The organism is Niastella populi (assembly GCF_002078015.1).
Taxonomy (GTDB): Bacteria; Bacteroidota; Bacteroidia; order Chitinophagales; family Chitinophagaceae; genus Niastella; species Niastella populi.
On the sequence record NZ_LWBP01000203.1, the window covers coordinates 43,742 to 57,972 of the forward strand.

Sequence of the window (14,231 nt, forward strand, 5' to 3'; positions counted from 1 at the left end):
AGAGATTTAAGATTTGTAATAAAGTTTGCACCTAAGTAAATCTCAAAATCTATAAATCTCAAAATCAGAAATTAGATCTCGCTTCCTGTTTCGCACCCCGATCATCCACATTCAATCATCAGATTGAAAAAGCCGTATCTATAATTTCTGCCTGTTCCTGTGCATGTACTTTGGCGTAACCGGTAGCGGTGGCAGCGCTTGGCTGACGGCTGATAACGCCATAGTTGATGCTCTTCAGGTTCATTTGGAGGAAAGAGGCGGCGCCCATGTTCAGCGGCTCTTCCTGTACCCAGAACCAGGTGGCTTTGCTGTATTTGCGATACAGTTCTTCCAGTTGTTTAACAGGTAAAGGATATAACTGTTCGAGCCGTATAATGGCGGTATCTTTCTTATTCTCTTTTTGCTGGCGTTCTGCGAGGTCGAAGTACACTTTACCGCTGCAGAACAATACTTTACGTACACGTGAAGCATCATCTGCATATGTATCGTCGATCACTTCTTTAAAGCCGCCGTTCACGAATTCCTGTGTTGGTGAGTAAGTTCCCACGTGGCGCAGGTTGGCTTTGGGTGCGAAGTTGATCAGCGGTTTGCGGAAAGGCCATGCGAGCTGACGGCGCAGGGCGTGGAAGAAGTTGGCGGCCGTGGTGATATTGGTGATCACCATATTGTTCTCTGCGCACATTTGTAAGAAGCGTTCCATACGGGCGCTGCTATGTTCGGGTCCCTGCCCTTCATAACCGTGCGGTAACAACATGGTTACGCCGTTCATGCGCTGCCATTTTTGTTCGCCGGCCGAAATGAACTGGTCGATCATGGTTTGAGCGCCGTTACAGAAGTCGCCAAACTGGGCTTCCCATAATACCAGGGCATCGGGGTTAGCCATTGCATAACCGTATTCAAAGCCCAGTACACCGTATTCGCTGAGCAGTGAGTTGTAGATCCTGAACTTACCGCTTGCATCGGGGATCTGGCTCAGCCTGCTGTATGCTTTGTCGTTGTTCTCATCGCGCAAAACAGCATGGCGGTGCGAGAAGGTGCCGCGGCGAACGTCCTGTCCGCTCATACGCACATCTTTTCCGTCGAGCAACAGGCTGCCGTAAGCCAGCAGTTCACCGGTTGCCCAGTCAATTTTACCTTCTTCGTTATAGAGTTTTACTTTATCGTTGATGATCTTTTCTACCTTTTTCAATGGTTTGAAATCGGCGGGCCATTTCATGAGGGCTTCGAACACTTTTTTGAAATCGCCTTCGCTTACTGCTGTGGCAGGTGATCTGTCGAAGTCTTCGTCGGTAGCCTGGCGCAGGTTCTTCCAGGCAATTTCAGGCTGCTGGTAATGGTAGGGCAGTGGTTTCTGCTTCACATCATCGAGGCGTTCCTGAAGGTCGGCCCAGAATTTCTTTTCCATTTCCTTTGCCAGGTCCTTTGCATCCGATTCCCCGTTCTCCAGCAAATAGTTGGTATACACTTCACGCGGGTTAGCGTGTTTTTCGATCAGTGCGTACAGTTGGGGCTGGGTGAATTTCGGATCGTCGCCTTCGTTATGGCCGTGTTTGCGGTAACAAACCATATCGATGAACACATCTGAATTGAACTCCTGACGGTAGCGGGTGGCTATTTCAACACATTTAACTACCGCTTCGGCATCGTCGCCGTTTACGTGCAGCACAGGCGCCTGGATCATGGATGCCAGGGATGTACAGTAATCGGAGCTGCGGGCGTCTTCGAAATCGGTAGTGAAACCGATCTGGTTGTTGATCACGAAGTGAATGGTACCGCCGGTATAGTAACCATCGAGGTCGCTCATTTGCAGTACTTCGTATACAACGCCCTGTCCGGCCACAGAAGCGTCGCCGTGAATGAGGATGGGCAATATTTTATCGAAATCGCTATTGTACAGTACGTCGGCTTTTGCGCGGGCAAAACCAACCACAACCGGGTCAACCGCTTCGAGGTGCGAAGGGTTGGGCAACAGTTTCAGGTGAATGGTTTTGTTATCGGCTGTTTGCACTTCACTGCCGTAGCCTTTGTGGTATTTTACGTCGCCGCTGCCCATGGTTTGGTCGGGCGTTGCAGTGCCTTCGAATTCAGTGAAGATCTGCTCATAGGTTTTACCCATGACGTTGGCCAGCACGTTCAGGCGGCCGCGGTGCGCCATACCTATCACTACTTCCTGCACGTCGTTATTGGCGGCGGTGGTAATGATCTCGTCGAGGGCGGCAATAGTGGTTTCTCCGCCTTCGAGGGAGAAACGTTTTTGACCGATATACTTGGTATGGAGGAACTTTTCGAAGATCACGCCCTGGTTGAGTTTTTCCAGGATGCGTTTTTTCTTGTTGATGGCTAACGGCCTGGTGAAGTTGCGTTCCATTTCGTTGGTGAGCCAGTCAACCCTTTTTTGATCGCTGATGTATTTGAATTCGATACCAACGTGCGCAGCGTAGGTTTTTTGCAGGTGATCGAGAATTTTGCGCAGGGTAGTGGTACCCAGCCCGATCATATTACCGGCATGGTAAGTTTTGTCGAGATCAGCCTCGGTAAAACCAAAGAACCCAAGATCGAGATTGGCGCCACGGTCTTTACGCTGGCGGATGGGGTTGGTTTTAGCGATCAGATGGCCTTTGTTGCGGTAACCCAAAATAAGCCGGTAGGCGCCCACTTCTTTTTTCCAGTCGAAACTTTCAGCGGGTGCACCGGCTGTTTCACTGTTTGCTGCGGTACCGTTTGTCCCATTTATGCCTTGTCCCACGGCAAAGTCAAATCCTTCAAAAAATTTTTTAAGGTCGGGATCAACACTGTTTGGGTCTTGTAAGAAATCCTGATACAGGTTTTCAATAAAGGCCGGGTGGGAATTGGTGATATACGAAAAATCCTTCATGAGGATGCAATTGAAACTTAAAGTGTATTGAGTTATTTAAAATCGGGGTACAAATATCGGTCAAAAAAGGTAGGAATGAAAGCCAAATTACTTCATTTTGTGTTTTTTGAGCTCATTTATGCCGGGGGGCGGCTAAAACCTGCAAGGGGCGTGCATTCTATGGTAAATTGGTGGAAAAAAGAAAGGTTAATTGATTGTTTTTCATACCTTGCCGAACCGGAATAAGATTTTTCGGGTTTTATTTTTCATTTTATGATGCAAATCCCTACCTTTGCATCCCCGAAAATTATTCGGGTCTAAACTAGGAACGAAATGGCAAATCATAAAGCTACCAAAAAAGACGTGCGTCAAGCCGCTAAAAGACGTGAAAGAAATAAGTATTACGGTAAAACCACCCGTAATGCTATTCGTGATCTGAAAGCTATTAAGACTGGCGCTGAAGCTACGAAAGAGTTTCCTGATGTAGCTTCTATGATCGACAAATTAGCAAAAAGAGGTATTATCCATAAGAACAAAGCCGCTAACCTGAAAAGCAAGCTGGCTAAGAAGATCAATACCCTGGCGAAATAAGTTGAATTGCTATCAAATCATTTGATAGTGCGACTATAAGATTATTTTTTTTGTTTTTTCCTCCCGTTTACGCGGGAGGTTTTTTTATTTGAAAGAAGGCATCAAGGCAACCAGGCATCGAGGGGTTCATTGTCGCCATCAACCTGCCTTTTACTTTCTCATTTCTCATTTTTCATTTCCTGCCTTTCCCCTTCTACATTCGATATTCAACATTCAATATTCTACATTATTTTTAGGCTCCAACAGTCACACTATGAGAATATTGCTTCTTTTATTATTGCCCTTATCCCTGTTCAGCCAGTCAATTACCACCAAATTCGAGCAAAGCCAGGCAAAGGAAACGCCTACTTACCACGAAATTATTACCTGGTGGAAAATGATGGACGCCCGCTTTCCCGCCATTAAAATGCTCACCATGGGGCCAACCGATGCCGGTTACCCGCTGCACCTGGTGGTGGTTTCGAACGACGGCGATTTCGATCTGGCCGGTTTACGCCGCAAGAACAAACGCATCATACTTATTAATAACGGTATTCACCCCGGCGAACCCGACGGTATCGACGCCAGCATGCTGCTGGTGCGCGACATTGCCGTTCGCAAATCAAAACTGCCCGATAACGTGGTGCTGGCCATTATTCCGGTATATAATATCGGCGGCTGCCTCAACCGTAGCCCCTGGTACCGTGCCGATCAGAACGGTCCGGCCGATTTTGGTTCCCGCGGCAATTCGCAGAACCTCGACCTGAACCGCGACTTTATAAAATGCAATTCAAAAGAAGCCCGCTCCTTTGCGGCCATCTTTCACCAGTGCGATGCCGACATATTTATAGATAACCACGTAAGCAATGGGGCCGATTACCAGCATATAATGACCCTGCTCACCAGTCAGCACAGCAAACTGGGCGGTGTAATGGGCAAATACCTGCACAACGAGTTTGAGCCGGCCCTGTATAAACTGATGAAGGAAAAAGGGTTCGATCTGGTGCCGTATGTTGATTTTGCCGGTAATACTCCCGAAAGCGGCATGACGGCTTATTTCGATGGCGCCCGGTACAGCAGCGGTTACGCCACCTTGTGGCACAGCTTTGCATTTGTGCCCGAAACCCATATGCTGAAACCCTACGGGCAACGGGTGGCCGCCACCCTGGCGCTTATGGAATCGATGATTGCCTTTACCTCAAAGAACAGCGCCATTATTCACCAGTTACGCCGGCAAACCAAAGAAAGCGTAAAAAAACAATCCAGCTTTCCGGTAAGCTGGAAGCTCGATACCACGCAGGTAGAGCAGGTGCGGTTCAAAGGGTACGAGGCGGGGTATAAACCCAGCGAGATCTCAGGATTGCCCCGGTTGTATTATGACCGCAGCAAACCGTATGAAAAACAGATCAGGTATTTCAACACTTATGCGCCCCGCATCGCCATCGATAAACCGGCGGCCTATATTATTCCGCAGGGCTGGTGGACGGTGATCGACCTGTTGAAGATCAATAAGGTGAATATGCAGGCGCTGGCAAAAGATACCAGCATTGAAGTGGAGGTTTACCGGATAGATGATTACAAAACCATGCCCCGGCAGTATGAAATGCATCATTTGAATACCGGTGTTACAGTGAGTAGCCGAAAACAGGTGGTGCGTTTTCGTAAGGGTGATTATTATATCCCATTGAATCAGCCGGCCAACCGGTTTTTGGTAGAAGTGCTGGAGCCGCAGGGCGATGATTCTTATTTTGCCTGGAATTATTTCGATGGCATTTTGGGCAGAAAGGAAGGGTATAGTCCGTATGCGTTTGAAGACCTGGCGGCGCAATATCTGAATGAACATCCGGAACTTAAAGCGCAGCTAACCGCGCGCCGCGCAAGCGATACCGCTTTTGCCAAAAGCGCATCGGCCCAACTGGATTTCATTTACCGGAACTCCCCGTATTTTGAACCGGACTATCTGAGGTATCCGGTGTACCGCGTTCCTTAGTTATTCAGTTTGTGAATTATTCAGTCAATGGAAAACTAAGAACTGAACAACTGAATAACTGAACAACTGAATAACTGAACAACTGATACCCGGAAATATCGCGGATTATAGCGAATCTTAAAATTTAAGATGCCTTACCGTTAACCCGTCATTGATCAATTGTTTCAGCGAATCGATGCCGATGCGCACATGCCGTTCAACAAAGTTGGCGGTAACCTTTTTGTCGCTTTCCTCGGTTTTTACCCCTTCAGGGATCATGGGCGAGTCGCTTACCAGCAGCAGCGCACCGGTAGGTATTTTGTTATAGAACCCTACCGAGAAGATGGTGGCTGTTTCCATGTCGATGGCCATGGCGCGGATCTTTTGCAGGTACTCTTTAAAGTTTTCATCATGTTCCCATACGCGGCGGTTGGTTGAGTAAACGGTGCCGGTCCAGTAATCGACGCCATAATCGCGGATGGTGGTGGAAACCGCTTTTTGAAGGGCGAATGCGGGCAGGGCAGGCACCTCGGGCGGAAAGTAGTCGTTGGAAGTACCTTCACCACGAATGGCTGCAATGGGAAGAATAAGATCGCCGATATTGTTGCGTTTTTTCAGTCCGCCGCATTTACCCAGGAACAGCGTGGCCCTGGGCTCGATGGCTGTGAGCAGGTCCATAACGGTGGCAGCGGTAGGGCTGCCCATGCCGAAATTTACGATGGTGATATTTTCCGCGGTAGCGCATTGCATGGGCCGGTCGATGCCGGTAACAGGAACGTTGTTCCATTCAGCGAACATTTTCACATAACCGCTGAAATTGGTGAGGAGGATATATTCACCGAAATTATCCAGGGTTTCTCCTGTGTAGCGGGGTAGCCAGTTTTTGACTATTTCTTCTTTTGTTTTCATCTGTTTCTTCTTTTTAATTGGGTCAATCGTTATCCCGGTAGGGAATTGCCGTGAGGGTAAGCCCGCCTGCGCCAAAGGCTACGGCACGCGAAGTATGTACCTGGCCGGTCAGCAGCGATAAGGTTTAAGATAGTCAATAAATTTCGTTTATTTTAAGCAAAAGCTGTTGTTTTTTAGTTACGGATAGTAGTTTTGACGCTATGATCAGGATCGAATATCCCCGCTTTCCCTTTCGGATGAAAGAGGAAGAAGGGAAAGAATTTATTTTTGATGAGCACCGCCGGCTTTGGTTAAGGCTTACATCTGAAGAGTGGGTAAGGCAGAATTTGCTGCAATACCTGTTACAGGTGTTGAAATACCCCGCTTCGCTAACGGCTGTGGAAAAGGAGATCAGGCTGGGGGAGTTGAAAAAGCGTTTCGATATCCTGGTATACGATAAACAACATCAACCCTGGTTGATGGTTGAGTGCAAGGGTATGGAAATAGCGTTGAACGATGCCGTGCTGCAACAGGTGCTGCGTTATAACATAGCCGTTCCCGTTCCTTACCTGGTTATCACCAATGGCACATCCTGTTTCGCTTATATTAGAAAAAATAACCAGCTTCAACTGCTTGAAGCCTTGCCTGAATTTGGAATTTAAGTTGTTGTTAACGCTTTTTATGCGTTCTTTAGCTTAACCAACAACCTGTTTATGGATAATGCTATCTCTGAGAAGATAGAAGCACTAACCCGCCGTGTTCAGCAGCTTGCCCAACAGCAAACCACCATCAGCAACCAACTGGTGCAATTGATCAATGAGATCGAGGCACTGAAACAACAGGCCGCCGGCGCTATAGTCACTACACCGGTAACACAGCAATCCATAGAACAACCGGTAAAAACGGTTGAAGTGAAAGAGGTAATTGAAGCGCCAACCCGCTTCGCGGCGCCGCCAACTCCGGTGGCCAAACAGGCAACAAGGCCTGCAACTGCTTCCCGCACATCTTCCTCATTTGAAGAATTTGTTGGAAAGAACGTAGCCAGCAAAGTGGGTATCCTGGTTACCATTATAGGCATCTTTATCGGCGCCAAATACGCCATCGATCATGACCTGGTAAGCCCGCTTGTTCGGGTCATCAACGGTTATGTTTGCGGCGCCGCACTGATAGGGGTAGCCATTTGGTTGAAAAAGAAATACGAGGCCTATAGCAGCGTGTTAATGGGGGGCGGACTGGCGGTATTATACTTTATCACATTTATCGCCTACAGCTATTATCATATGATGCCGCCGGGCGCGGCCTTTGGCATGATGCTGGTGTTTACCGCGGGTACCGTATACGCAGCCCTGTTATATGACCGTGTTATCATTGCCCACCTTGCGCTGATAGGCGCCTATGCCATCCCTTTTTTACTAAGCGATAATTCAGGCCGCTATGCTGTATTCTTCGGGTACATTGCCATTATCAATACAGGTATACTGGTGGTGTCGTTGCGCAAATACTGGAAGTCGTTATATTATACGGCCTTTGCGCTCACCTGGATAATATATATATCATGGTTTGTTTTCAGTTTCAATTACTATCAGCATAAGTTCATAGCCTGGAGCTACCTGGGAAGCTACTTCCTGATATTTTATATCACCTTTCTGGCCTATAAGATCATTAAAAAAGAACAGTATGGCCTGCACGATGTATTTGTACTGTTGAGCAATGCATTTATATTTTACCTGTTGGGATTTAAGCTGGCAGATCATGAGCCGGCCAATTATGCAGGCCTGTTTACGATCATCAATGCAGCCATTCATTTGACGGTAAGCCAGGTGATCAGGCGGCTGCAACTGGCCGACAGATCGCTGTATTACCTGCTGCTGGGGTTGGTGATCGTATTTTGTACCATTGCGGTTCCCGTTCAGTTAGATGGTAACTGGGTTACATTGTTATGGACGGCAGAAGCGGTGCTGGTTTTCTGGATTGGCCGCACCAGGCAGGCGCCGGCTTATGAAAAACTGAGCGTGGGATTATCATTGTTGAGTTTTTTAAGCCTTGTGCATGACTGGTTCAACCATGCCGACCGGTTCACGTTTCCTGAAAGCGGGAGAGTGCATCCGTTTATCAATATCGTGTTTGCCTCAGGTTTGTTGATTGCAGCAGCCTATGCCGCCATCATTTATATCAACCGGAACAGCAAGTATCGAACGGGCCTGGAGGCAGGAAGCCCGGTCCTCATTTTTTATAATTATGTGTTCCCGGGTATCTTCCTGATTACGTTATATTTTGTTTTCCAGGTAGAGATAAACGGCTATTTCAGGCAATTCAGCTCGCAACAACATGGCGGTTCAGGTAATATTTTCTATGATACCGGAGTCGGTGCATTCGGTTTTGTAGTGTTGCTGTTGTACACCATGGTATTCACTATTGGTTGTATGCTGGTGAACCGGCGATGGGTGCGTAATAAAACGCTGGCTGCATTTTCGGCAGCCGCCATTGCTTTGATGATGGTGGCGTTACTCACCGGCGTGCTACAACTGCTAAACGAATTAACGATCGCATATTTTGAAAAAGGCTACGCTTATTTTGGTTCGTTTGAGTTTGCGATAAGGTATGTGGTGATAGCAGTTACCGCTCTTATGTTATATACCAGCCGGCAAAGCGTAAAAGCATTCTTTCCCGAACCCTGGGCGCAAAGGGGTTGGTTGTTGATGGTGCATATGGTTGCTCTTGGGTTTCTAAGTGCAGAATATTTGTGCTGGACCACCATGCGCGGTTCTGACAATCAGTATAAATTAGGGTTGAGCATTTTATGGGGATTGTATGCCATGATGCTGGTGGTGTTGGGCATCTGGAAAAAGCAAAAACACCTGCGGCTGGCCGGCATTGTGTTGTTTATGGTAACGCTGATAAAACTGTTTATTTACGACCTCGCCGGCGCCGGTACCATTACCAAAACCATATCGTTCATTTCGCTTGGAGTGTTGTTGTTGGTGGTATCGTTCCTGTACAATAAGTATAAGGATGTGTTGTTCGGCAACGGGGAGCCAAAAGATGAATTGTGATTCATCCCCTCATGGTTATATTTGGTTAGTTGTTGCTCACCCTTTTAACAGGATAGCATTCAAATCGGGAAGCTATGCCGTGAAGAAAGGGCGATCTTGATTTGTTATATCTGTCACCATTGGGGGTGTAATAAAAAGTATGGCTGGTTATGCACAACCTTCTTTTGGCTCTGGTAATAGCTACATACAGGGTCCTGGCGTCTTCCCGGATCTCGTCTTCCGTTCTTGAATTAAAAAAGGGATAGTTATCGCCAATGCACTCTGCTACTATAACATTATCAAATTCGAGCCCCTTTGCTTTATGAACTGTTGAAACGATCACCTGTTCATTGCCCAACAGCAGGTCAGATTCTTTATAAACCCTGTATTGCGTAACATAGGTTTCCAGTAAACTTTTCAACTTCAGCGGTGAGCAGGCATGTTGTATGTGTAATTTCAGTTTTTGGTATTCTTTCAACTCCTTATTGTGATCTTCCTGTTTGATTTGGAATGTTACTTTATTATGCTCTATGAATTCGTCAAAAAGCACTTCGAGGCTCATGATTTCATCCATACGGGTGGTATGCAATTGCCATATCGGTGACAATGAACCATGGAAAAGCAGGATGATTCTCTGATTGTCTTTAATAAAATTAATTTGCTGTTCCGTTAATTTGCCCGAAGTGATCAGGCTTAAAGGACTGGAAGTACTTAAAAACATAGCAGGGTTAAGCCTTACTGAAAACAGTTGGTTTACAAAATTCCTGCTTTCTTTTAAGGTAGGAAATGCGTACAGATAAAAGAGTTTTAAATAGCAGGCAGGTATAAAAAAAATCCCCCCGGTTGCGCCGGAGGGATTCAGTTAAAATTTATAACCAGGCCTATGGGAATATACCCAACTCGGCATAGCTGGTACCAACTTTATTGATGGCTACCACATAAGCGGCCGTACGCATGTCGGGGATCTGCGGATTTTTCTTCCATACATCCATGATCTCACGGGTAGCGGTGATCATGGTTTCTTCCAAACCACTGCGTACCAGGTCAACCTCTTCGGGGCCATGCAGGATCAGTTCTTTATCCTTACCGTTTACTTTTTTGCCGGTAAGCGATTCAATTTGTCCCAGTATATGTGTGTTCAGGTTTTCTGTAAAGCGTTTTTCCATACGGCCGTAACGCACATGGCTAAGGTTTTTAAGCCATTCGAAATATGATACCGTTACACCGCCTGCATTGAGGTACATATCAGGCACAACCAGGATGCCTCTTTTGGCAAATATTTCATCGGCTTCGGGGGTCAGCGGGCCGTTGGCTGCTTCGCCAATGATCTTTGCTTTTACGTTGGGCGCGTTTTGCCCGTTCACCACATTCTCCAGTGCGGCAGGGATGAGGATATCGCATTCCATTTCCAGCGCATCGGTATTTTTGGCGAAGTTGGTGCTGCCGGGGAAGTTCAGGATGGAACCTTTTGTTTTGCGATGTTCAACTACTTTTTCAATATCCAGACCGTCCATATTGTAAATAGCGCCTTCATATTCGCTCAGGCCTACGACTTTGGCGCCATGTTCCTGGAAGAATTTTGCGGTATGGTAACCCACGTTACCGAGGCCCTGCACCACTACGCGTTTGCCTTCCACGCCAACCGGTAAACCGAGTTTATCCATTACATCTTTCATCGACAATACTTCGCGTAAGCCATAGAAAACGCCCAGGCCGGTTGCCTCGCGCCGGCCGCGAACGCCACCCTGCGTTACGGGTTTTCCGGTTACGCAACCCAGTGCGTCTATTTCGCCGGGGCGCATGCTGGCATAAGTATCCACTATCCAGGCCATTTCGCGTTCGCCGGTACCATAATCAGGTGCGGGTACATCGATGCCGGGGCCAATGAAGTTCTTTTTGATCAGTTCTGATGTATAGCGCCGGGTGATCTTTTCGAGTTCGTAGGGCGTATACTTTTTGGGGTCGATGGTGATACCGCCTTTGGCGCCGGCAAACGGAACGTTTACGATGGCGCATTTGTAGGTCATGAGGGCGGCAAGGGCCATTACCTCATCGAGGTTAACCGAAAGGGCGAAACGGATACCGCCTTTACAGGGCAGTTTATGATGTGAGTGTTGTACGCGATAAGCTTTGATGACCTCTATCTTATCGCCTATCTTAACCGGGAAATGCATGCGGTAAACGGCATTGCACTGTTTGATCTGTTCCAGGATACCGGGATCCCAGGTAGTGAATTGCGCGGCTTTATCGAAACTCTTTTCCACCGCGCCAAAAAAACTGTAATCTGACATGACTAAGCTGTTTTTGTTTATGTATTGAGCAGTATATGGCAAGCTGGTAGCTGGTGTTAAATGGCCAGTGGGGAATACTCCTCCGGATCTTTCCACGTAAAACCAGCTGTTAAAATTCAAAATACGGCTAGTTGTCAATAGTGAATGGCAGTGGAGATACCTGCTTGCCACTCGCCACTAATCACTAGCTTTTTTCAAGCTTTGAGATCTTTCTGTCGAGCCGGATTACATACAGGAATAAACCGATCAGGATCGTTACCGCCACTACCAGCACTACGTAGATCTTGTTGCCAACATGTAAACCGGTTGGCGTTTGCCCCGCATGGTTCGTTGTATCCTGGGCTTTGGCCAGTAATTGGACAAATAAAACGATCAGGGTTAGAATTAGTTGCTTCATACTAAAAATTATGCAGAATGTTTTTTCTCTTCCAGTAATCGAACGCGCAGCCTGAGGGTAGAGATCCATGTGCCTAACAGGCACCAGCCCAAAACCCCGGGCCAGAAAACAAGTCGCATGGTAGCATCGAGACTGCTGCCCCCAAGACCGGGATTACCTTCAGACCCTTTACCACCGGGGTGCAGTGATTCTGTTAACCGGGGTAATATAAGTATCATGGGTATGTAAATAAAATACGCGAATATGTTATAAACCGAAGCTACCCTTGCTCTTTTATCAAGATCGGGCATTGAATTGCGAAGTACAAAATAGGCAACGTAAATAAGCAGGGCGATGGCGGCGCCTGTTTGTTTGGGATCGTTGCTCCACCAGGTACCCCAGGTATAGTTGGCCCAAATAGAACCGGTAACAAGGCCCAAACATCCCAAAACCGTAGCCGTACGGGCAAATTCCGTGGCGTAAATGTCGTAAACGGGATTGGGTGAGCGCAGGTACCTGATAGAGTAGTAAAGTGAAACAGAGATCAATGCCAGCTGGCTGAACCACATGGGCACATGAAAGAAGAAATTGCGCATGGTTTCATACAGGTTGCTGTTCACATAGGCTGTTTCATAGGGAAGCGGAATCAAAAGACCTGCAATAAAAGTATAGATCAGTAATATAATACACAGTATTTTCCACCAGTGCCGGCGCATAGCGTGCTGTAGTTTGTTGAATGATCATTGGTACCTGAAAGCGATCGAATGACCCAATGATCCAAAATAGGTGGGGCAAAATTAGGGGAAAGGAGGGAAATAGTTACCGGTTTCCGGTAACCAGTTACCAGCACCCTGTTACCGGCATCTGGTAAGCGGGCCCCTGCTCAATCTTTCCACAGAAAGGGGAACAGGATGACTGCCAGCGCAATAACCAGTGCATCAAGCGCCACCAGCAACAGTATTATCTGGGTAAGACTGGCCTGGATCACATCGGCAAAAGCGGTATTCGACATTTTCATCAGCAACAAAACCTGCGGAATGATCAGCGGAAAACCCAGTATGGCCATCAGCGCCGCTCCCTGGCGGGCACGGGCGGCAATGGCTGCCAGAAAAGTGAATACCAGGCTCAGACTGCATCCGCCAAGGCAAACAAAACCAATGAACCGGAAAGGATTCTGCAGGGGATTGCCCATCAGCAATTGAAACAACAACAGGCTCACGATGCTCATGAGGATCATTAAGCCGGCATTGAACAGTAATTTGGATAGAATAAAATCGCGGGCGCCGGCAACGGTATAAAAATATAACATGCGGCCCTGGCTTTCCTGCAAAAAACTTTTGGCTACCGCATTCACACAAATGAATAACTGTATCATCCAGAACAAACCGTTCCACACTTTTTCTTCAGGCTGGCCCATGGCCAGGTATAGAACAAAGATGGTCGACGCTACATACAATACGATCCCGTAGAACGTGTATTGTTGCCTTATTTCAAGCAGCAGGTCTTTCTTTATAAGTGCAAGAATGTGATTCAAAGATTGTGTTTTTGATTTGTTTGCCCATACATAGAATGGACTGTTTATGGTTTGTGGTTTATCGTTTGTGGTTCTAATTTCCCAGACTCACTATATCCTTATGCCTCGTTGCCCTGTTGCCTTTATGCCTTTTCATAATAACACTTCCGGCACCGGGGTTCGTACAGGTCTTTTTCACCCAGCAGGAACTGCGCACTATTGTGCTGTTGCCTGCGGTACGAATAATTGGCAATATGGCCGCATTTTACGCAAATGGCATGCAGCTTGGTTATATAATCGGCTTTGGCTAACAGAAAGGGTATTTGTCCAAACGGTTTTCCGGTAAAATCCATATCGAGCCCCGCCACTATTACGCGTATGCCTTTTAATGCCAGCTGATCGCAAACCTCGGGCAGCTGATCGTCGAAGAACTGCGCTTCGTCAATACCAATTACGTCGGCTTCGCCGTGCAATAATAATATGGTTTGGGAGTTATCAATAGGAGAGCTCAGAATGGCGTTTGTATCGTGTGATACGATGTTCTGAACATCATACCGCACATCCAGCTTCGGCTTAAAGATTTCTACCCGCAGGTTGGCGATCTTTGCCCGTTTTAGTCTCCGGATCAGTTCCTCCGTTTTTCCGGAAAACATAGACCCGCAAATTACTTCAATACTGCCCCGGCGTTCACCCGATATATTAGGTTCTATAAACATGTTAACGGAAATAGGTACAATA

General features: G+C 47.1%; 13 protein-coding genes. 5 read left to right on the top strand and 8 right to left on the bottom strand.

Going from position 1 to position 14,231, the window contains the following annotated elements:
• Positions 1–118: 118 nt before the first annotated feature.
• Positions 119–2,875: a 2-oxoglutarate dehydrogenase E1 component gene (locus A4R26_RS23990; RefSeq protein ID WP_081169075.1), complete on the bottom strand. Its 2,757-nt coding sequence runs from the start codon at positions 2,873–2,875 to the stop codon at positions 119–121.
• Positions 2,876–2,950: 75 nt separating this feature from the next.
• Here A4R26_RS23990 and A4R26_RS35135 point away from each other — a divergent pair, with 75 nt between their 5' ends.
• The 3 genes from A4R26_RS35135 (at position 2,951) to A4R26_RS24000 (ending at position 5,414) form a co-directional block, all read left to right on the top strand.
• The gene (locus tag A4R26_RS35135; RefSeq protein ID WP_165760397.1) at positions 2,951–3,100 is read left to right on the top strand and encodes a hypothetical protein; all 150 of its coding nucleotides are present in this window, start codon (positions 2,951–2,953) and stop codon (positions 3,098–3,100) included.
• 87 nt (positions 3,101–3,187) lie between these two features.
• The gene (gene rpsT / locus A4R26_RS23995) at positions 3,188–3,445 is read left to right on the top strand and encodes a 30S ribosomal protein S20 (protein ID WP_081169076.1); all 258 of its coding nucleotides are present in this window, start codon (positions 3,188–3,190) and stop codon (positions 3,443–3,445) included.
• 253 nt (positions 3,446–3,698) lie between these two features.
• Positions 3,699–5,414: a M14 family metallopeptidase gene (locus A4R26_RS24000; protein WP_081169077.1), complete on the top strand. Its 1,716-nt coding sequence runs from the start codon at positions 3,699–3,701 to the stop codon at positions 5,412–5,414.
• A 117-nt stretch (positions 5,415–5,531) separates the two neighbouring features.
• Here A4R26_RS24000 and A4R26_RS24005 read toward each other — a convergent pair whose 3' ends face one another.
• Entirely contained in the window at positions 5,532–6,302 is a 771-nt protein-coding gene (locus tag A4R26_RS24005) for an AMP nucleosidase (RefSeq protein WP_081169078.1), read from the bottom strand.
• A 200-nt stretch (positions 6,303–6,502) separates the two neighbouring features.
• Between A4R26_RS24005 and A4R26_RS24010 the strand changes: the two genes are divergently transcribed.
• The gene (locus tag A4R26_RS24010) at positions 6,503–6,943 is read left to right on the top strand and encodes a type I restriction enzyme HsdR N-terminal domain-containing protein (RefSeq protein ID WP_081169079.1); all 441 of its coding nucleotides are present in this window, start codon (positions 6,503–6,505) and stop codon (positions 6,941–6,943) included.
• Positions 6,944–6,994: 51 nt separating this feature from the next.
• Positions 6,995–9,334 (top strand): DUF2339 domain-containing protein, encoded by a 2,340-nt coding sequence (locus tag A4R26_RS24015; protein ID WP_081169080.1) that lies wholly within the window; start codon positions 6,995–6,997, stop codon positions 9,332–9,334.
• 25 nt (positions 9,335–9,359) lie between these two features.
• On the opposite strand, the gene A4R26_RS24020 is transcribed toward A4R26_RS24015, so the two are convergent.
• The 6 genes from A4R26_RS24020 to A4R26_RS24045 all read right to left on the bottom strand — a co-directional run bounded on the left by A4R26_RS24020 (position 9,360) and on the right by A4R26_RS24045 (position 14,209).
• Complete coding sequence (locus tag A4R26_RS24020) at positions 9,360–9,887, bottom strand: 3'-5' exonuclease (RefSeq protein ID WP_207625807.1); 528 nt, start codon at positions 9,885–9,887, stop codon at positions 9,360–9,362.
• A 307-nt stretch (positions 9,888–10,194) separates the two neighbouring features.
• Complete coding sequence (locus A4R26_RS24025) at positions 10,195–11,604, bottom strand: Glu/Leu/Phe/Val family dehydrogenase (RefSeq protein WP_081169082.1); 1,410 nt, start codon at positions 11,602–11,604, stop codon at positions 10,195–10,197.
• 184 nt (positions 11,605–11,788) lie between these two features.
• On the bottom strand, positions 11,789–12,001 hold the full coding sequence (locus tag A4R26_RS24030; protein ID WP_081169083.1) for a CcmD family protein: 213 nt from the start codon (positions 11,999–12,001) through the stop codon (positions 11,789–11,791).
• Positions 12,002–12,009: 8 nt separating this feature from the next.
• A complete protein-coding gene (gene ccsA / locus A4R26_RS24035; RefSeq protein WP_081169084.1) occupies positions 12,010–12,696 on the bottom strand; it encodes a cytochrome c biogenesis protein CcsA in 687 nt (228 codons plus the stop codon).
• Positions 12,697–12,863: 167 nt separating this feature from the next.
• Positions 12,864–13,514: a heme exporter protein CcmB gene (locus A4R26_RS24040; RefSeq protein ID WP_081169085.1), complete on the bottom strand. Its 651-nt coding sequence runs from the start codon at positions 13,512–13,514 to the stop codon at positions 12,864–12,866.
• Between the two features lie 122 nt (positions 13,515–13,636).
• The gene (locus A4R26_RS24045; RefSeq protein WP_081169086.1) at positions 13,637–14,209 is read right to left on the bottom strand and encodes a thymidine kinase; all 573 of its coding nucleotides are present in this window, start codon (positions 14,207–14,209) and stop codon (positions 13,637–13,639) included.
• Positions 14,210–14,231: the final 22 nt, after the last annotated feature.